Here is an 18,663-nt window from a genome sequence, read left to right on the forward strand (position 1 = left end):
TTATGCGGGTTGTAGCGGTGATTTTTTTGCTTGCAAGCCCTCTGCAGTCAGACTGGAGGGTGCGTTCACGAGGTGTCTACGCGCTACAATGGCGCCTTTGACTCTCATGAGGTGTGCGTTTTGACTGCTCCAGGTGCTATGAATTCCGTTGTCGGGTCGCTTTATGTGGTGGCGACGCCCATCGGTAACCTGGACGACATCAGTGCGCGCGCGCTCAAAGTGTTGCGTGACGTTTCGCTGATTGCGGCCGAAGACACTCGTCACTCCCTGCGTTTGATGCAGCATTTTGGTATCTCCACCCCTTTGGGTGCCTGTCACGAACATAATGAGCGTGATGAAGGCAGTCGCTTTATTCAGCGCTTGCTGGCAGGTGAAGATGTCGCCCTGATATCCGATGCAGGGACACCGCTAATCTCCGATCCGGGTTATCACCTGGTGCGTCAGGCGCGTGCGGCCGGCGTCAGGGTTATTCCTGTTCCGGGGGCCTGCGCCCTGATTGCAGCACTGTCGGCTGCAGGTCTGCCATCTGATCGATTTATCTTTGAAGGGTTCCTGCCGGCTAAAGCGGTTGGGCGTCGTTCGCGCCTTGAGTTACTCAAGGAAGAACCTCGCACCCTGATTTTTTACGAAGCGCCGCATCGTATCCTCGAGTGTCTGCAAGATCTGGAACTGGTCTTCGGCCCGGACCGCCCGGCCTTGCTGGCGCGTGAACTGACCAAAACATTTGAGACCCTCAAAGGTTTGCCGTTGTCCGAGTTGCGTGCCTTTGTAGAGGGCGACAGTAACCAGCAGCGTGGTGAGTGTGTGGTGCTGGTTGCGGGTTGGACTGCGCCTCAAACAGAAGAGGCTGTAAGCAGCGAGGCGATGCGCATTCTTGATTTATTGCTAAAGGAAATGCCGCTCAAGCGTGCCGCCGCACTTGCAGCTGAAATAACCGGTGAGCGCAAGAATGTGTTGTATCAAGTGGCCCTCGAAAAGCAAAAAGTTGATTAATTGGACAGGGTGGGTAGCGGCCTTTTGATACTTGCTTGCTTGTAGAGCTTGTAGCCAAAGGCTTTGGGCGGGTTGAATCAAATAGCCATCTGGCTTTTAACGCTTGTTCTATACGCTCTGTACAGTTAATCTTCGCGCCGGAGAGTCGATTGGACAGTCGCTGCCTCCTATGAAAATTAGGGGGGGGAGGAAAGTCCGGGCTCCATAGGGCGAAGTGCCAGGTAATGCCTGGGAGGCGTGAGCCTACGGAAAGTGCCACAGAAAATAACCGCCTAAGCGCTTCGGCGCCGGTAAGGGTGAAAAGGTGCGGTAAGAGCGCACCGCACGACTGGCAACAGTTCGTGGCTAGGTAAACCCCACTTGGAGCAAGACCAAATAGGGTTCCAAGGCGTGGCCCGCGCTGGAACCGGGTAGGTTGCTAAAGATGTCCAGTGATGGCCATCGTAGACGAATGACTGTTCACGACAGAACCCGGCTTACAGATCGACTCTCCACCTTTTTCTTCTGCTTGCGCTGCAAGCAGATCGCTTCAGGAAACAGCCGCTTCATCTCCCCGTTGTATTCGCAAGAAAATTCCGATGTGTAATGCCAAAAAGTTCTTACTCTTAACAAACTACTTTAAGTTTGAAGTCCAGGGCTTTGAGTTTGTTGCGCATCGGTAGTCAAAAAATCCCTCCGCTTATTGCTGTACGTCTATTTACCCTCCTAAATCTCAGTTATGTAAGGATTTTCCTGTTGGCCGCTCCTTGACGGTGTGGTGGGCGCATTCCTATAGTGTGCGCAAGTGGCGAAAAGTGGCATAAAGTGGGTTTTTTTGACGTAAAACGCTAATTTTGGGAGTGACGCCTCGTGTTTCGCGGAGCTAACGCAATCAGTCTCGATGCCAAGGGTCGTCTCGCAATGCCGAGCCGGTACCGCGACGAGTTGATTTCGAGGAGTTCCGGGCAGCTGATCGTGACCATTGATGCGGTAGACCCCTGCTTATGTGTGTACCCGCTTGATGAGTGGGAATTGATAGAAACCAAGCTTCGGGCGTTGCCTTCGTTGCGTGAAGAAAACCGCCGTTTGCAACGTCTGCTGATTGGTAATGCCGTCGACCTTGAGCTCGATGGCAGTGGTCGTTTTCTGGTACCGCCGCGTTTGCGTGAATATGCCAAGTTGGATAAGCGCGCGATGTTAGTTGGCCAGCTAAACAAGTTTCAACTGTGGGACGAGGATGCCTGGGAAGCTGTTTCTGCCGCTGACCTTGCAGCCATTCAACAACCGGGCGCGATGCCTGAAGAACTGCGTGATTTAATCCTGTGACTATAGATAGCGACTTCAACCACATCACCGTGCTGCTTGACGAAGCCGTAGAGGCTCTCGCCGTACGTCCTGATGGATGCTATCTGGATGGCACCTTCGGTCGCGGCGGACATAGCCGCCTGATACTCCAGAAGCTCGGCCCTGAGGGGCGTTTGCTCGGGTTTGATAAAGATCCTCAAGCGATTGCCACAGGGCAAGCGCTAGCGGCCGAAGACGGCCGCTTTGTCATTGTGCAACGCAGCTTTGCCGAGATGGGCTCCGAGATTGCCGCCCGCGGCCTGGCCGGCAAGGTCAATGGTGTTCTCCTCGATCTGGGCGTGTCTTCGCCGCAGCTTGATGACCCGGAGCGTGGCTTCAGCTTCATGAACGACGGTCCGCTGGACATGCGCATGAACCCGGACGAGGGGATCAGCGCCGCTGAATTTGTAAACACTGCATCCCAAGACGAAATCGCCCGCGTATTCAAGGAATATGGCGAGGAGCGCTTTTCCGGGCGTATGGCCCGTGCTGTGGTTGAGCGTCGTGCCATTACCCCGTTCGAGCGCACTGGCGATCTGGCTGAAGTACTTAAAGTGGCCAACCCGGCCTGGGAAAAGGGCAAGCATCCTGCAACCCGCACCTTCCAGGGCCTGCGCATACACGTAAATAACGAGCTGGGTGATCTCAAGGCCGGCCTCGAAGCGGCACTGCAATCGCTGGAAGTCGGCGGTCGGCTGGTGGTAATCAGCTTCCACTCCCTGGAAGACCGCATCGTTAAATTGTTCATGCGTGATCTGGTCAAAGGTGAACCCGACAATCTGCCTCGTGGCTTGCCGGTTCAGCACACCAGCTTTGATCCCATTATAAAAATCCATGGCAAGGCACAGTTCGCATCCGAAGCAGAGCTCAAAGCCAATCCGCGCTCGCGCAGCGCTGTCATGCGCGTCGCGGAGAAGCTTCGTTGAACAAGCTCTTCGCCAAACCACTTCCCGGCGGAAGTTTTTTCATGCTGCTGCTGTTTATTGCCGTACTGGTTTCAGCCGTTGGCGTTTCCTATAGCGCGCACTGGAACCGTCAATTACTCAATACCCTGTACGGTGAGCTGAGTGTGCGTGACAAGGCGCAGGCCGAGTGGGGTCGCTTGATCCTCGAGCAAAGCACCTGGACTGCCCATAGCCGTATCGAAACCCTGGCCAGCGAACAACTGAAAATGCGCATTCCTGGCGCAGCAGAAGTTCGGATGGTGGCGCCATGATCAAACTCGAAGGCGCACTGTATCCGTGGCGTTTTCGTGTAGTGCTGGCACTGCTGGCGCTGCTGGTGGGTGCGATTGCCTGCCAAATTGTCTACTTGCAGGTGATCGACCATGACTTCCTCAAGGGGCAAGGTGATGCGCGCAGTCTGCGACACATCCAGATCCCGGCACACCGTGGCCTGATTACCGACCGTAATGGCGAGCCTCTGGCCGTGAGTACGCCGGTGACCACGTTATGGGCTAATGCCAAGGAAATGCAGGTTGCCAAGGATCGTTGGCCAGCCCTGGCGCACGCGCTTGGGCAAGACCCCAAAGTGTTGACGGCGCGCCTTGAGCAGCAAGCCAATAAAGAATTCATCTATCTGGTCCGCGGGCTGACCCCCGAGCAGGGCCAGTCGGTGCTCGACCTTAAAGTGCCGGGTGTTTATGGCATTGAAGAGTTCCGCCGCTTTTACCCGGCTGGTGAAGTCACCGCGCACATGGTCGGCTTTACCGATATCGACGATAAAGGCCGTGAGGGTGTCGAGCTGGCCTATGACGAGTGGCTGGCCGGCGTGCCGGGCAAGCGACAAGTTATCAAGGACAGACGCGGGCGCCTGATCAAAGACGTCCAGGTCACAAAAAACGCCAAGGCAGGGAAGACCTTGGCGTTGTCAATTGACCTGCGCCTGCAATATCTGGCCAACCGTGAATTGCGCAATGCACTGGTCGAGAACGGTGCCAAGGCCGGCAGCCTGGTGATCATGGATGTAAAGACCGGCGAGATTCTGGCCATGGTCAACCAGCCGACCTACAACCCCAACAACCGTCGCAATCTGCAGCCGGCAATGATGCGTAACCGCGCCATGATCGATGTGTTCGAGCCTGGCTCAACGGTTAAACCGATTTCGATGAGTGCTGCGCTGGAAACCGGGCGCTGGAAGCCAACCGATAAGGTTGAGGTCTACCCGGGTACGCTGCAACTGGGCAAATACACCATTCGTGACGTATCGCGCACTGAAGGCCCGGTCCTCGATCTGACGGGCATTCTGATCAACTCCAGTAACGTGGGCATGAGTAAAGTTGCCTTCGATATCGGTGGTGAAGCGATTTTCCGCCAGATGGCCAAAATGGGTCTGGGCCAGGACACAGGCCTGGGTTTCCCGGGTGAGCGCGTCGGCAACCTGCCGAACTACCGGGAGTGGCGCAAGGCTGAAACCGCGACCCTGTCTTATGGCTACGGTGTGTCGGTAACGGCGATCCAGCTGGTTCATGCATTTTCGGCGCTGGCCAACAACGGCAAGCTTGCCCCGCTGACCCTGCTCAAGTCAGACAAGCCGGCGCAAGCCACACAAGTCATGCCTGAGCAGGTCGCCAAGACCGTTCAGGGCATGCTTCAGGAAGTTATCGAGAACCCGCGCGGTGTATGGCGTGCCAAAGTGCCGGCCTATCACGTGGGCGGCAAGTCGGGTACTGCACGTAAAACCTCGTCCGGCGGCGTCAAGGGCTACGCCGTGAACTCTTACCGTTCCCTGTTTGCCGGGTTCGGTCCGATGAGCGACCCGCGCTACGCAATCGTTGTAGTGATCGATGAGCCAAGCAAGGCGGGTTACTTCGGTGGTCTGGTTTCGGCTCCGGTATTCAGCAAAGTGATGTCCGGCACCCTGCGCCTGATGAACGTGACCCCGGATAACTTGCCGACGGCTGCAGAGCAACAAGCAGCCGCGACCGCTGCAGCAGCCAAAGGAGGGCGCGGCTAATGTCCCTGAGCCTGAACAAGATTTTCCCCCACGCCGGCCATGATTTGATGATTCGTGAGCTGACCCTCGACAGCCGCAATGTGCGGGCGGGCGACCTGTTCCTCGCCGTGCCGGGCGGCAAACTGGATGGGCGCGAGCATATAGCTGACGCCCTTAAGCGTGGCGCAGCTGCCGTTGCTTATGAAGTGGAGGGCGCGGACGTATTGCCGATCACTGCCGTACCGCTGATTCCGGTCAAGGGGTTGGCTGCGCAACTGTCACAAATCGCCGGTCGTTTTTATGGCGACCCGAGCCATCACTTGAACCTGGTCGGCGTCACTGGCACCAACGGCAAAACCAGCGTTACCCAACTGGTCGCGCAAGCGCTGGACCTGCTGGGGCAGCATTGCGGCATCGTTGGCACCCTGGGGACAGGATTTTATGGCGCGCTGCAAAGCGGTCGCCATACCACCCCGGACCCGATTGCCGTGCAAGCCATGTTGGCCGACCTGAAGAAAGCCGGGGCCAAAGCCGTGGCGATGGAAGTGTCATCCCACGGGCTGGATCAAGGCCGCGTCAGCGCTTTGGCATTTGATGTCGCAGTGCTGACCAACCTGTCCCGCGATCATCTGGATTATCACGGCACGATGCAGGCTTATGCCGAGGCCAAGGCCAAGCTGTTTGCCTGGTCTGATCTGGGTTGCCGCGTGCTTAACCTGGACGATGACTTCGGTCGCCAGCTGGCGGCGCAAAAACATGATTCGCGCCTGATCAGTTACAGCCTCGAAGACAGCAGCGCCTACCTGTACTGCCGCGAAGCGACCTTCGACGACGATGGTGTGCGCGCCCTATTGGTCACGCCACAAGGCGAGCACCATTTACGCAGCAGCCTGCTGGGCCGTTTCAACCTGAGCAACGTACTGGCTGCGGTCGGCGCCTTGCTTGGCCTGGACTACGCGCTGGATGAAATCCTCGCCGTGTTGCCAAAGCTTGAAGGCCCTGTGGGTCGCATGCAGCGACTGGGTGGCGGTACCAGGCCGCTGGTGGTGGTTGATTACGCCCATACCCCGGATGCGCTGGAAAAAGTATTGCTCGCTCTGCGCCCGCATGCCAAAGGCCGGCTGCTGTGCCTGTTCGGCTGCGGCGGCGATCGCGATCGCGGCAAGCGTCCATTAATGGCAGAAGTGGTAGAGCGTTTGGCCGATGGCGTATTGGTCACCGATGACAATCCGCGTAGTGAAGCACCCGCGCAAATCTTCGACGACATCCGTGCAGGTTTTGATTCACCTGAAGGCATCAATTTTGTCGCAGGGCGTGGCCCTGCCATCGCGCAAATCATTGCTGGTGCCAGTGCAGACGATGTGATCGTGCTGGCCGGCAAAGGTCACGAGGACTATCAGGAAATCAATGGCGAGCGCCATGACTTCTCTGACCTTGTAGAAGCCGAAAATGCCCTGAATGCCTGGGAGGCTGCCAATGCTTAAGCCTCTATTGCTGAGCGAAGTAGCCGATGCGCTGGATGGCCGGCTGGTTTCTGCCGATAGCCGTTTCAACGGTGTCAGCATCGACAGTCGTGCGATCAGCAAGGGTCAGCTGTTTATCGCCCTGACCGGCCCGCGTTTTGATGGTCATGACTATCTGAATGAAGTGGCTGCCAAAGGCGCGGTCGCGGCCCTGGTCGAGCGCGAAGTACCTGAGTCTGCTTTGCCGCAACTGGTGGTCAAGGATGCACGCGTTGCATTGGGCCAATTGGGTGCGCTCAATCGTGCCGGTTACGACAAGCCGGTTGCCGCCATCACCGGTTCCAGTGGCAAGACCACCGTTAAAGAAATGCTCGCCTGCATCCTGCGTACCCGTGGTCCGGTGCTGGCGACCAAAGGCAACTTGAATAATGACCTGGGCGTGCCGCTGACCCTGCTTGAGCTGACGCAGGAACACACCGCGGCAGTGATTGAACTGGGTGCTTCGCGTCTGGGTGAAATCGCTTACACCGTCGGCATGACCAAACCCCATGTTGCCGTGCTCAATAATGCCGGCACCGCCCACGTTGGCGAGTTCGGCGGGCCGGAAAAAATCGTCGAGGCCAAGGGCGAGATTCTCGAAGGACTGGACGCAGATGGCATCGCCGTCCTCAATCTGGACGACAAGGCTTTTGGCATCTGGCAGGCCCGGGCTGCTGGCCGCAAGGTACTCAGTTTCGCCCTGACCAATCCTGACGCAGACTTTTACGCGAGCAATCTGACCCGCGATGCGCGCGGTTGCCCTGCGTTTGATTTGCACTGCCCGTTGGGTGTTGCCCACGTTCAACTCAACCTGTTGGGCACGCACAACGTTGCCAACGCTCTGGCCGGCGCGGCTGCCGCGCATGCCCTGGGCGTCTCGCTGTTTGGCATAACCAGCGGCTTGCAAGCGGTACTGCCGGTCAAAGGTCGTGCAGTGGCTCAACTGACCGCCGACGGTTTGCGAATTATTGATGACACTTACAACGCAAACCCCACCTCAATGTGCGCTGCCGTTGATATACTCGCCGCCTTTTCCGGCCGCACCGTCCTGGTGCTCGGAGATATTGGCGAGTTAGGTGAGTGGGCGGAGCAAGGACATCGTGAAGTAGGCGCATATGCCGCCGACAAAGTTTCAGCGCTCTATGCGGTGGGACCCATGATGGCTCATGCCGTCACTGCATTTGGACACCAGGCTCGTCACTTCGCCAATCAGGCTGACCTGATCAAGGCGCTTCGCGCTGAGCACGAAACAAACACCACTATTTTGATCAAGGGCTCGCGCAGCGCAGCGATGGAAAACGTCGTTGCGGCTTTGTGCGGTTCCAGCGGGGAGAAACATTAATGCTGCTGCTTCTAGCGGAGTATCTACAACAGTTCTACAAGGGCTTCGCAGTCTTCCAGTACTTGTCCCTGCGCGGGATTCTCGGAGTACTGACGGCGTTGACCTTGTCTCTGTGTCTGGGGCCGTGGATGATCCGCACCCTGCAAAACCGTCAGATCGGCCAGTCGGTCCGTAACGATGGTCCGCAATCGCATTTGTCCAAGTCCGGTACGCCAACCATGGGCGGCGCACTGATTCTGTCGGCGATCACCATCAGCACTTTGCTGTGGGCCGACCTGAGCAACCGCTATGTGTGGGTCGTGATGATCGTGACCCTGCTGTTCGGGGCTATTGGCTGGGTCGACGACTATCGCAAAGTGATCGAGAAAAACTCGCGTGGCCTTCCGAGCCGCTGGAAGTATTTCTGGCAGTCGGTGTTTGGTCTGGGCGCAGCAATCTTTCTTTATATGACGGCACCCAGCGCCGTCGAAACCACGCTGATTCTGCCCATCCTCAAGGACGCCAGCATCCCGTTGGGCATCGGCTTTGTGGTGCTGACCTACTTTGTGATCGTGGGTTCGAGCAACGCAGTCAACCTGACTGACGGCTTGGACGGCCTGGCGATCATGCCGACCGTTATGGTCGGTGGAGCCCTTGGCATCTTCTGCTACCTGTCGGGGAACGTGAAGTTTGCCGACTACCTGTTGATCCCGTATGTCCCGGGCGCGGGTGAACTGATTGTGTTCTGCGGCGCGCTGATCGGTGCCGGTCTCGGATTCCTGTGGTTCAACACCTACCCCGCACAAGTCTTCATGGGCGATGTCGGCGCACTGGCGCTGGGCGCAGCCCTGGGAACCATCGCGGTCATCGTGCGTCAGGAAGTCGTGCTGTTCATCATGGGCGGTGTGTTCGTGATGGAAACCCTGTCCGTGGTGATCCAGGTAGCGTCCTTCAAGTTGACCGGCAAGCGGGTATTCCGCATGGCGCCGATCCATCACCACTTTGAACTCAAGGGCTGGCCCGAGCCGCGTGTGATTGTCCGTTTCTGGATCATCACCGTGATTCTGGTTCTGGTCGGCCTTGCCACGCTGAAGCTGAGGTAGAACCTGTGTCTCTGATCGCTTCTGACCACTTCCGCATCGTTGTCGGCCTCGGCAAGAGCGGCATGTCCCTGGTGCGCTTTCTGGCGCAACGCGGCGTGTCCTTTGCCGTGGCGGATACGCGGGAAAATCCACCGGAGCTGGCCACGCTGCGCCGTGACTATCCGCACGTGGAAGTGCGTTGTGGCGAACTGGATGTCGAATTCCTGTGCCGTGCCGATGAGCTCTACGTGAGCCCCGGCCTGGCATTGGCGACTCCGGCCCTGCAGGCCGCGGCTGCCCGTGGCGTGAAGCTGTCGGGTGACATCGAGCTGTTCGCGCGTAACGCGAAGGCACCTATCGTGGCAATCAGTGGTTCCAACGCCAAAAGCACCGTGACCACGCTGGTCGGTGAAATGGCTGCGGCTGCCGGCAAGCGGGTCGCCGTCGGCGGTAACCTTGGCACGCCGGCGCTGGATCTGCTGAGCGATGACATCGAGCTGTACGTAATGGAACTGTCGAGCTTCCAGCTGGAAACCACCGACCAGTTGGGTGCCGAAGTGGCCACTGTGCTGAATGTCAGCGAAGACCACATGGACCGCTACAGCGGCCTGCCTGCCTACCACCTGGCCAAACACCGGATTTTTCGCGGTGCCCGGCAGGTTGTGGTCAACCGCCAGGACGCGTTGACCCGTCCACTGATGAGCGAAGGGCTGCCGTGCTGGACGTTCGGTCTGGGCGTGCCCGACTTCAAGGCCTTCGGCCTGCGTGAAGAAAACGGCGAAAAATACCTCGCCTTCGAATTTCAAAACCTGATGCCGGTCCGCGAGCTGAAAGTACGCGGTGCCCACAATCAGGCCAATGCCCTGGCGGCACTGGCGCTGGGGCATGCCGTGGGCCTGCCGTTCGACGCCATGTTGAGCAGCCTGCGCAGCTTCACCGGCCTTGAGCATCGCTGCCAGTGGGTGCGCGAACTCGATGGTGTGAGCTACTACAACGACTCCAAGGCCACCAACGTGGGCGCCGCACTGGCTGCCATCGAAGGCCTGGGAGCGGACATGGACGGCAAGCTGGTCTTGATCGCCGGCGGTGATGGCAAGGGCGCTGACTTCAGCGGCCTGCGTGACTCTGTGGCCAGGTATTGCCGCGCAGTGGTCCTGATAGGCCGTGATGCAGGCCTGATCGCGGATGCCCTGGGCGATGCCGTGCCGCAAGTGCGTGTCGGCTCGCTGGACGAGGCCATTGCGCGCAGCCGTTCGTTGGCACACTCCGGTGACGCAGTATTGCTGTCCCCGGCCTGCGCCAGTTTCGACATGTTCAAAAATTATGAAGAGCGTGGCCATCTGTTTGCGCGTGCAGTGGAGGCCCTGACATGATCTTCGGCATTCTCAAACCCTATCCTTCGCCGCTGATCACGGGCCGTGGCGTTGACCTGGACTTCGCGTTTCTCGCCGGTTGCCTGGCGTTGCTCGGTCTTGGTCTGGTGATGATTACCTCGGCATCGTCAGAAGTTGCCGCCTTGCAGTCGGGTAACTCCCTGTACCACATGATCCGCCATCTGTTTTACATCGCGCTCGGTTTGGGCGCGTGCGTGCTGACCATGATGGTGCCGATTGCGACCTGGCAGCGAATGGGCTGGATGTTGCTCATTGGTGCGTTCGGCTTGCTGGTGATGGTGTTGCTGCCGGGCATTGGCCGTGAGGTAAACGGTTCGATGCGCTGGATCGGTTTCAGCTTCTTTAACGTACAGCCCTCTGAAGTCGCCAAGGTGTTCGTGGTGATCTACCTGGCCGGTTATCTGGTCCGCCAGCAGAAAGAAGTCCGTGAAAGCTGGATGGGCTTCTTCAAGCCTTTCATCGTGTTGCTGCCGATGGCCGGTCTGTTGCTGATGGAGCCTGACTTCGGGGCCACCGTCGTAATGATGGGCGCAGCGGCGGCGATGTTGTTCCTGGGCGGTGTCGGCCTGTTCCGCTTTGCGCTGATGGTGGCATTGGCGGTCGGTGCGGTATTCGTGCTGGTCCAGGCGCAGCCTTATCGTATGGCGCGATTGATCACCTTTACCGACCCGTGGTCCGACCAGTTCGGCTCCGGTTACCAGCTGACTCAGGCCCTGATCGCGTTCGGTCGCGGCGAGTGGTTTGGGGTCGGTCTGGGCAACAGCGTACAGAAGCAGTTCTACCTGCCGGAAGCCCACACCGACTTTGTGTTCTCGGTGCTGGCTGAAGAGCTGGGTGTGGTCGGCTCCTTGCTGACCGTGGCCCTGTTTGTATTCGTCTGCGTACGCGGCATGTACATCGGCCTGTGGGCCGAGCGGGCCAAGCAATATTTTGCGGCCTACATGGCATACGGCTTGTCGTTCCTGTGGATTGGTCAGTTCCTGATCAACATCGGGGTAAACGTCGGTTTGCTGCCAACCAAAGGTCTGACCTTGCCATTCCTCAGCTATGGCGGCAGTTCGCTGGTTATTTGCTGCGTGTGCATGGGCTTGTTGCTGCGGATCGAGTGGGAGAGTCGAACCCACCTGGGCAGCGAAGAGACCGATTTCAAAGAAAGTGACTTCGCAGAGGAGCCGAACCATGGGCGCTAATGTGCTGATCATGGCAGGCGGCACCGGCGGGCATGTGTTCCCTGCTTTGGCCTGTGCGCGAGAATTCGAAGCCCGCGGCTACACCGTGCACTGGCTTGGAACCCCGCGTGGCATCGAGAACGAGCTGGTAGAGCCGGCAGGTTTTACCCTGCACCGGATCAACGTGGCGGGCCTGCGTGGCAAGAGCAAACTGTCGCTGCTCAAGGCCCCGTTTGTGTTGCTCAAGGCGATGTTCCAGGCGCGAAAAATCATTCGTCAGCTCAAGCCGGTCTGCGTGCTCGGCTTTGGTGGTTATGTGACCGGCCCAGGTGGCCTGGCCGCCCGGACCTGCGGTGTGCCGGTGATCATTCACGAGCAGAACGCCGTGGCCGGTACCGCCAACCGTTTGCTGGTGCCGATGTCGAGCCGTGTGTGCGAAGCCTTCCCCGAAACTTTCGCGGTATCGGACAAGCTGCGCAGTACCGGCAACCCGGTCCGCCCTGAATTGTTCACCCTGGCTCCACGTGCTGCACTCGAAGGCCGCAAGGCGCGCCTATTGGTGCTGGGCGGTAGCCTGGGGGCCGAGCCATTGAACAAGTTGTTGCCTGAAGCACTGGCCAAAGTACCGGCCCAGGTGCGTCCTGAAGTGTTTCATCAGGCCGGCAAACAGCACGATCAAATTACCGCCGAGCGCTATGCAGCGGCCGGTGTAGAGGCTCAAGTGCAGCCTTTTATCAAAGACATGGCCCAAGCCTATGGCTGGGCCGACATGGTGGTTTGTCGCGCAGGCGCGCTGACCGTCAGTGAACTGGCTGCGGCCGGTCTGCCATCGCTGCTGGTGCCTTTGCCCCACGCGATTGATGACCATCAGAGCCGTAATGCCGACTTTTTGGCTCGCGAGGGTGCTGCCTTCCTGATGCCGCAAGCGACAACTGGCGCAGCCGAACTGGCTGCACGCCTGACAGAGGTTTTGATGCAACCGGAACGACTGAACAGCATGGCGACCAACGCTCGCCGCCTGGCCAAACCTGATGCAACCCGCAACGTCGTAGATATCTGCCTGGAGGTGGCCAATGGTTGAGAATCAGAAAGCCATGCCGCAACCGGAAATGCGCCGTATCCGTCGTATTCACTTCGTCGGAATCGGCGGCGTGGGCATGTGCGGCATTGCCGAGGTGTTGCTGAACCTGGGTTATGAAGTGTCGGGCTCCGACCTGAATGCATCGCCTGTTACCGAGCGACTTGAATCGTTCGGAGCGCACATCTTTATCGGTCACCGCGCCGAGAACGCTGCCAATGCCGACGTTTTGGTCGTGTCCAGTGCGGTGAACACCTCCAACCCCGAAGTCGCAACTGCGCTGGAACGCCGTATTCCGGTGGTGCCTCGTGCCGAAATGCTGGCCGAGCTGATGCGTTATCGCCACGGCATCGCCGTAGCCGGTACCCACGGCAAAACCACCACCACCAGCCTGCTGGCCTCGGTGTTCGCGGCCGGTGGCCTTGATCCGACCTTCGTGATCGGTGGTCGCCTGAATGCAGCGGGCACCAATGCACAGCTTGGAACGAGCAGATACCTGATTGCCGAAGCTGACGAAAGCGATGCCAGCTTCCTGCACCTGCAGCCGATGGTTGCGGTGGTGACCAACATCGACGCCGATCACATGGCGACCTACGAAGGCGACTTCAACAAACTGAAGAAAACCTTCGTCGAGTTTTTGCACAACCTGCCGTTCTACGGTCTGGCCGTGCTGTGCCTGGATGATCCGGTGGTGCGTGAAATCCTGCCGCTGGTCAAGCGTCCGACCGTCACATACGGCTTCAGCGAAGCCGCCGACGTGCGTGCGATCAATGTTCGCCAGCAAGGCATGCAAACCTTCTTCACGGTGCTGCGTCCGGAACGCGAGCCGCTGGATGTGTCGGTGAACATGCCGGGCAACCACAACGTGCTGAATGCGTTGGCGACCATTTGCATCGCTTCTGATGAAGGCATCAGCGATGAGGCCATCGTCCAGGGGCTGTCCGGCTTCCAGGGTGTAGGCCGGCGCTTCCAGGTTTACGGCGAGCTGCCGGTAGACGGTGGTCACGTGATGCTGGTGGATGACTACGGTCACCACCCGACCGAAGTCGCGGCCGTGATTAAAGCGGTGCGCGGTGGCTGGCCGGATCGTCGCCTGGTCATGGTTTACCAGCCGCATCGCTTCAGCCGTACCCGCGATCTGTATGACGATTTCGTGCAGGTGCTGGCCGACGCCAACGTGCTGCTGTTGATGGAAGTCTACCCGGCCGGCGAAGAGCCGATTCCGGGTGCTGACAGCCGTCAGCTGTGCCACAGCATCCGTCAGCGTGGCCAGCTGGACCCGATCTACATCGAGCGTGGCGTTGAGCTGGCGCCGATCGTCAAGCCGCTGCTGCGTGCCGGCGACATCCTGTTGTGCCAAGGGGCGGGCGATATCGGCCGTCTGGCACCACAACTCATTAACAGTCCGTTGTTCGCCGGTGCCGTTGTCGCAGCCAGCGAGGGGAAGTTGAAATGACCGCTGCCTACGCCAATCTGTTCTCGACTATTGCCCCTGCCGACTTCGGTCGTGTTGCCGTGTTGTTTGGTGGAAAAAGCGCTGAGCGCGCAGTGTCCCTGAAGTCCGGCAATGCCGTGCTCGAGGCGCTGCAAAGTGCGGGTGTGAACGCTTTCGGTATCGATGTCGGCGACGATTTCATCGCCCGGATCACGCACGAAAAAATCGACCGTGCCTTTATCATTCTCCACGGTCGCGGCGGTGAAGACGGCAGCATCCAGGGCTTGCTCGAATACATGGGCATTCCCTATACCGGTAGCGGCATCCTCGCCTCGGCGCTGGCAATGGACAAGTTGCGCACCAAGCAGGTGTGGCACAGCCTGGGTATCCCGACCCCGCGTCATGCCGTGCTGAGCAGCGAAGCCGATTGTATTTCTGCGGCGAAGGAACTGAGCTTCCCTTTGATCGTCAAACCGGCACATGAAGGTTCAAGTATCGGTATGGCCAAAGTGAACAGCGCTGACGAGTTGATCGTTGCGTGGACAGAGGCCAGTAAGTACGACTCGCAAGTGTTGGTTGAGCAATGGATCACCGGTCCCGAGTTCACCATCGCCACCCTGCGTGACCAAGTGCTGCCACCTATTGCACTGGGCACCCCGCATTCGTTCTACGACTACGACGCCAAGTACGTGTCCTCTGATACTCAGTATCGGATCCCGTGCGGGCTTGATAGCACCAAGGAGCAAGAACTCATGGACCTCACGGCGAAAGCCTGTGAGGCGATAGGTATCGCCGGTTGGGGCCGTCTGGACGTGATGCAAGACACCGATGGCCAATTCTGGTTGCTCGAAGTCAACACCGCTCCGGGCATGACCGATCACAGCCTGGTGCCGATGGCGGCCCGTGCTGCCGGTCTGGATTTTCAACAGCTGGTGCTGTCGATTCTGGCAGCCAGCGTCGAGGCTCGAGGTTAAAAACATGCAAGGCGCATCGCTTCGTCATCAGCAACCCGTTCCCGGCCGCAAGCCGGTACCTCGGGGTGCCAGCCGGATGGTGGCTAAAGAGCCGATGTCAGTGCGCCTGCCAAAAGCCAATTTTGGCTTCTTGAAAGCATTGTTCTGGCCCGTGTTGCTGGTGGTGCTGGGGTATGGCACCTACGAAGGCGCACAGCGCTTGATGCCGTACGCCGACCGGCCGATTACCAACATCAACGTGCAGGGTGATTTGACCTATATCAGCCAGCAGGCCGTACAGCAGCGCATCGCCCCTTATGTTGCGGCGAGCTTCTTCACGGTCGATCTGGAAGGCATGCGGACCGAGCTTGAACAGATGCCCTGGATTGCCCACGCCGAGGTCCGTCGCGTCTGGCCGGACCAGGTGGTGATCCGGCTCGAAGAGCAGTTGCCGGTAGCCCGCTGGGGTGATGAAGCGCTGTTGAACAACCAGGGCCAGGCATTCACCCCGCGTGAGCTGGCCAATTACGAACACTTGCCGCAGCTGTTCGGCCCACAACGGGCTCAGCAGCAAGTGATGCAGCAGTATCAGGTGTTGAGCCAGATGTTGCGTCCGATGGGCTTCTCCATTGCCCGGCTGGAATTGCGTGAACGCGGTAGCTGGTTCCTGACCACCGGAGCCGGCAGTGCAGGGCCCGGGATCGAGTTGCTGTTGGGGCGCGATCACCTGGTAGAAAAAATGCGTCGCTTCATAGCCATCTATGAAAAAACGCTGAAAGAACAGATTACAAACATAGCGCGCATTGATTTGCGTTATGCCAACGGATTGGCCGTCGGCTGGCGGGAACCTGTGGCACCGACGATAGCCCAACCCGCTGTCGCGAAGAATTAAGAAGAGGCAGGACCCATGGCAAACGTGCAAAGCGGAAAAATGATCGTTGGTCTCGATATCGGCACCTCCAAGGTGGTGGCGCTGGTGGGCGAGGTCGGTGAAGACGGCACGATCGAAATCGTCGGTATTGGCACGCATCCGTCCCGTGGCCTGAAGAAAGGTGTGGTGGTGAATATCGAGTCCACCGTGCAATCGATCCAGCGCGCCATTGAAGAAGCGCAGCTGATGGCCGGTTGCCGGATTCACTCAGCGTTCGTCGGTGTGGCCGGCAATCACATCCGCAGTCTGAACTCCCACGGCATCGTGGCGATTCGGGATCGTGAAGTCAGCTCCGCCGACCTTGAGCGCGTCCTTGACGCTGCCCAGGCTGTTGCGATTCCGGCAGACCAGCGCGTGCTGCACACCTTGCCCCAGGACTACGTGATCGATAACCAGGAAGGCGTTCGTGAGCCACTGGGGATGTCGGGCGTACGTCTGGAAGCCAAGGTGCACGTAGTCACCTGCGCGGTGAATGCAGCACAGAACATCGAGAAATGCGTACGCCGCTGTGGCCTTGAGGTGGACGACATCATCCTCGAGCAACTGGCGTCGGCTTACTCGGTGCTGACCGACGACGAAAAAGAACTGGGCGTGTGCCTGGTCGACATCGGTGGCGGTACTACCGATATCGCGATCTTCACCGAAGGCGCCATTCGTCATACGGCCGTGATCCCGATTGCGGGCGACCAGGTGACTAACGACATCGCGATGGCGTTGCGTACACCAACCCAGTACGCCGAAGAAATCAAGATCCGTTACGCCTGCGCCCTGGCCAAACTGGCCGGTGCCGGCGAAACCATCAAAGTCCCGAGCGTTGGCGATCGTCCACCGCGCGAACTGTCCCGTCAGGCCCTGGCCGAAGTGGTCGAGCCGCGTTACGACGAGCTGTTCACCCTGATTCAGGCCGAGTTGCGTCGCAGCGGCTACGAAGACCTGATCCCGGCTGGCATCGTGTTGACCGGCGGTACTTCGAAAATGGAAGGCGCGGTCGAACTGGCCGAAGAGATCTTCCATATGCCGGTTCGTCTGGGCGTACCGCACAGCTTCAAGGGCTTGTCCGATGTTGTGCGCAATCCGATTTACTCCACCGCTGTGGGCTTGTTGCTGTACGGGCTGCAAAAGCAGTCAGACGGCATCTCCATGTCGGGTATCAGCAACCGCGACAACTACAGCAGTGATGAACAAAAAGCCCCTGTGCTTGAGCGCCTGAAGCGCTGGGTCCAGGGCAACTTTTAAAGCTTGAGCAGTAAAAGATTCAAAGCAGTAGAAGTAGGCGAAAAAACTAGAGAAATGAAAGGAGAGGGAAAATGTTCGAACTCGTAGACAACATCCCGCAAAGCCCGGTAATCAAGGTTATCGGTGTTGGTGGTGGCGGTGGCAATGCTGTTAATCATATGGTTAAGAGCAACATCGAAGGCGTGGAATTCATCTGCGCCAACACTGACGCGCAAGCGCTGAAAAGCATCGGCGCTCGTACCATCCTGCAATTGGGCACCGGTGTGACCAAAGGCCTGGGTGCGGGTGCAAATCCTGAGGTCGGTCGTCAGGCCGCTCTGGAAGACCGAGAGCGCATCGCTGAAGTGCTGCAGGGCACCAATATGGTGTTCATCACCACGGGCATGGGCGGTGGTACCGGTACCGGTGCTGCGCCGATCATTGCCGAAGTGGCCAAGGAAATGGGGATCCTCACCGTTGCGGTGGTGACTCGTCCATTCCCGTTTGAAGGTCGCAAGCGCATGCAGATTGCTGACGAAGGTATTCGTCTGCTGTCCGAAAGCGTCGATTCGTTGATTACGATTCCGAACGAAAAACTGCTGACCATCCTGGGCAAGGACGCCAGCCTGCTGTCGGCTTTCGCCAAGGCCGATGACGTATTGGCCGGTGCCGTTCGCGGTATCTCCGACATCATCAAGCGTCCGGGCATGATCAACGTCGACTTTGCCGACGTACGTACCGTGATGAGCGAAATGGGCATGGCGATGATGGGCACTGGCTGCGCCAGCGGTCCGAACCGTGCACGTGAAGCAACGGAAGCGGCGATCCGCAACCCGTTGCTCGAAGACGTGAACCTGGAAGGTGCACGCGGCATCCTGGTGAACATCACCGCCGGTCCTGACCTGTCTCTGGGTGAGTACTCCGACGTGGGTAGCATCATCGAAGCCTTTGCTTCCGAGCACGCCATGGTCAAGGTTGGTACGGTTATCGATCCGGACATGCGCGACGAGCTGCATGTGACCGTGGTTGCGACCGGTCTGGGCGCTAAAATCGAGAAGCCGGTCAAGGTTATCGACAACAGTGTTCAAGCCTCTTACGCAGCCTCTTCGGCACACACGGCGTCTGCTCGTCAGGAAGCCCGTACCGAGCGTCAGGAGCAGCCAGCGGTGAACTACCGTGACCTGGATCGTCCTACCGTAATGCGTAATCAGGCCCAGCAAGGCGCGACCACTGCTGCCAAGCTCAACCCACAAGACGATTTGGATTACCTGGACATCCCGGCTTTCCTGCGTCGACAGGCTGATTAATGAAATCAATCAGGGGGATTAAGGTG

General features: G+C 58.7%; 16 protein-coding genes and 1 other RNA gene. All 17 read left to right on the forward strand.

The genetic code is table 11. From position 1 onward, the window contains the following. Positions 1-138: 138 nt before the first annotated feature. The 17 genes from rsmI (at position 139) to ftsZ (ending at position 18,637) form a co-directional block, all read left to right on the forward strand. Positions 139-993, forward strand: coding sequence for a 16S rRNA (cytidine(1402)-2'-O)-methyltransferase (gene rsmI / locus ACP7BO_RS01900; protein WP_426208336.1), 855 nt, complete (start codon positions 139-141; stop codon positions 991-993). A gap of 141 nt (positions 994-1,134) precedes the next feature. Then, an RNA gene (gene rnpB / locus ACP7BO_RS01905) (RNase P RNA component class A) lies at positions 1,135-1,488 on the forward strand. 354 nt (positions 1,489-1,842) lie between these two features. Next, entirely contained in the window at positions 1,843-2,298 is a 456-nt protein-coding gene (gene mraZ / locus ACP7BO_RS01910; protein WP_048359172.1) for a division/cell wall cluster transcriptional repressor MraZ, read from the forward strand. Beyond that, complete coding sequence (gene rsmH, locus ACP7BO_RS01915) at positions 2,295-3,242, forward strand: 16S rRNA (cytosine(1402)-N(4))-methyltransferase RsmH (protein WP_397455782.1); 948 nt, start codon at positions 2,295-2,297, stop codon at positions 3,240-3,242. Before mraZ ends, rsmH begins: the two co-directional genes overlap by 4 nt. Further along, a complete protein-coding gene (ftsL, locus tag ACP7BO_RS01920) occupies positions 3,239-3,532 on the forward strand; it encodes a cell division protein FtsL (protein ID WP_003443637.1) in 294 nt (97 codons plus the stop codon). Before rsmH ends, ftsL begins: the two co-directional genes overlap by 4 nt. Further along, a complete protein-coding gene (locus ACP7BO_RS01925) occupies positions 3,529-5,271 on the forward strand; it encodes a peptidoglycan D,D-transpeptidase FtsI family protein (RefSeq protein WP_060690753.1) in 1,743 nt (580 codons plus the stop codon). The genes ftsL and ACP7BO_RS01925 overlap by 4 nt, the downstream gene beginning before the upstream one ends. Further along, entirely contained in the window at positions 5,271-6,734 is a 1,464-nt protein-coding gene (locus ACP7BO_RS01930; protein WP_426208340.1) for a UDP-N-acetylmuramoyl-L-alanyl-D-glutamate--2,6-diaminopimelate ligase, read from the forward strand. Before ACP7BO_RS01925 ends, ACP7BO_RS01930 begins: the two co-directional genes overlap by 1 nt. Continuing rightward, on the forward strand, positions 6,727-8,094 hold the full coding sequence (locus tag ACP7BO_RS01935; protein ID WP_426208342.1) for a UDP-N-acetylmuramoyl-tripeptide--D-alanyl-D-alanine ligase: 1,368 nt from the start codon (positions 6,727-6,729) through the stop codon (positions 8,092-8,094). The genes ACP7BO_RS01930 and ACP7BO_RS01935 overlap by 8 nt, the downstream gene beginning before the upstream one ends. Further along, positions 8,094-9,176 carry a phospho-N-acetylmuramoyl-pentapeptide-transferase gene (gene mraY, locus ACP7BO_RS01940; RefSeq protein ID WP_426208344.1) on the forward strand — a complete coding sequence of 361 codons (1,083 nt, stop codon included), beginning with the start codon at positions 8,094-8,096 and terminating at the stop codon, positions 9,174-9,176. Before ACP7BO_RS01935 ends, mraY begins: the two co-directional genes overlap by 1 nt. A gap of 5 nt (positions 9,177-9,181) precedes the next feature. Next, positions 9,182-10,528 carry a UDP-N-acetylmuramoyl-L-alanine--D-glutamate ligase gene (gene murD / locus ACP7BO_RS01945; protein ID WP_426208346.1) on the forward strand — a complete coding sequence of 449 codons (1,347 nt, stop codon included), beginning with the start codon at positions 9,182-9,184 and terminating at the stop codon, positions 10,526-10,528. Then, positions 10,525-11,739, forward strand: coding sequence for a putative lipid II flippase FtsW (ftsW, locus tag ACP7BO_RS01950; RefSeq protein ID WP_060690757.1), 1,215 nt, complete (start codon positions 10,525-10,527; stop codon positions 11,737-11,739). The genes murD and ftsW overlap by 4 nt, the downstream gene beginning before the upstream one ends. Next, positions 11,729-12,799: an undecaprenyldiphospho-muramoylpentapeptide beta-N-acetylglucosaminyltransferase gene (murG, locus tag ACP7BO_RS01955; protein WP_397455786.1), complete on the forward strand. Its 1,071-nt coding sequence runs from the start codon at positions 11,729-11,731 to the stop codon at positions 12,797-12,799. The genes ftsW and murG overlap by 11 nt, the downstream gene beginning before the upstream one ends. Next, positions 12,792-14,252, forward strand: coding sequence for a UDP-N-acetylmuramate--L-alanine ligase (gene murC, locus ACP7BO_RS01960; protein ID WP_073509502.1), 1,461 nt, complete (start codon positions 12,792-12,794; stop codon positions 14,250-14,252). Before murG ends, murC begins: the two co-directional genes overlap by 8 nt. Further along, positions 14,249-15,205: a D-alanine--D-alanine ligase gene (locus ACP7BO_RS01965; RefSeq protein WP_060690760.1), complete on the forward strand. Its 957-nt coding sequence runs from the start codon at positions 14,249-14,251 to the stop codon at positions 15,203-15,205. Before murC ends, ACP7BO_RS01965 begins: the two co-directional genes overlap by 4 nt. 4 nt (positions 15,206-15,209) lie before the next feature. After that, positions 15,210-16,076 carry a cell division protein FtsQ/DivIB gene (locus ACP7BO_RS01970; protein WP_397455787.1) on the forward strand — a complete coding sequence of 289 codons (867 nt, stop codon included), beginning with the start codon at positions 15,210-15,212 and terminating at the stop codon, positions 16,074-16,076. Between the two features lie 15 nt (positions 16,077-16,091). Then, positions 16,092-17,351, forward strand: a complete 1,260-nt coding sequence (gene ftsA / locus ACP7BO_RS01975; protein ID WP_003443600.1) for a cell division protein FtsA — start codon at positions 16,092-16,094, stop codon at positions 17,349-17,351. A 71-nt stretch (positions 17,352-17,422) separates the two neighbouring features. Further along, positions 17,423-18,637 (forward strand): cell division protein FtsZ, encoded by a 1,215-nt coding sequence (ftsZ, locus tag ACP7BO_RS01980; RefSeq protein WP_060690762.1) that lies wholly within the window; start codon positions 17,423-17,425, stop codon positions 18,635-18,637. The last annotated feature ends 26 nt before the right edge of the window (positions 18,638-18,663 follow it).

The organism is Pseudomonas sp. TWR2-1-1 (genome assembly GCF_049897045.1).
In the GTDB taxonomy this organism is placed as follows: Bacteria; Pseudomonadota; Gammaproteobacteria; order Pseudomonadales; family Pseudomonadaceae; genus Aquipseudomonas; species Aquipseudomonas versuta.

Bases quoted from the DNA above. Each gene is read 5' to 3' on its own strand.
- mraY (WP_426208344.1), top strand. From the start codon at position 8,094: ATGCTGCTGCTTCTAGCGGAGTATCTACAACAGTTCTACAAGGGCTTC.
- murC (WP_073509502.1), top strand. From the start codon at position 12,792: ATGGTTGAGAATCAGAAAGCCATGCCGCAACCGGAAATGCGCCGTATC.
- ACP7BO_RS01970 (WP_397455787.1), top strand. From the start codon at position 15,210: ATGCAAGGCGCATCGCTTCGTCATCAGCAACCCGTTCCCGGCCGCAAG.
- ACP7BO_RS01965 (WP_060690760.1), top strand. From the start codon at position 14,249: ATGACCGCTGCCTACGCCAATCTGTTCTCGACTATTGCCCCTGCCGAC.
- ACP7BO_RS01935 (WP_426208342.1), top strand. From the start codon at position 6,727: ATGCTTAAGCCTCTATTGCTGAGCGAAGTAGCCGATGCGCTGGATGGC.
- murG (WP_397455786.1), top strand. From the start codon at position 11,729: ATGGGCGCTAATGTGCTGATCATGGCAGGCGGCACCGGCGGGCATGTG.
- rsmI (WP_426208336.1), top strand. From the start codon at position 139: ATGAATTCCGTTGTCGGGTCGCTTTATGTGGTGGCGACGCCCATCGGT.
- ACP7BO_RS01925 (WP_060690753.1), top strand. From the start codon at position 3,529: ATGATCAAACTCGAAGGCGCACTGTATCCGTGGCGTTTTCGTGTAGTG.
- ftsW (WP_060690757.1), top strand. From the start codon at position 10,525: ATGATCTTCGGCATTCTCAAACCCTATCCTTCGCCGCTGATCACGGGC.
- ACP7BO_RS01930 (WP_426208340.1), top strand. From the start codon at position 5,271: ATGTCCCTGAGCCTGAACAAGATTTTCCCCCACGCCGGCCATGATTTG.
- ftsA (WP_003443600.1), top strand. From the start codon at position 16,092: ATGGCAAACGTGCAAAGCGGAAAAATGATCGTTGGTCTCGATATCGGC.
- ftsZ (WP_060690762.1), top strand. From the start codon at position 17,423: ATGTTCGAACTCGTAGACAACATCCCGCAAAGCCCGGTAATCAAGGTT.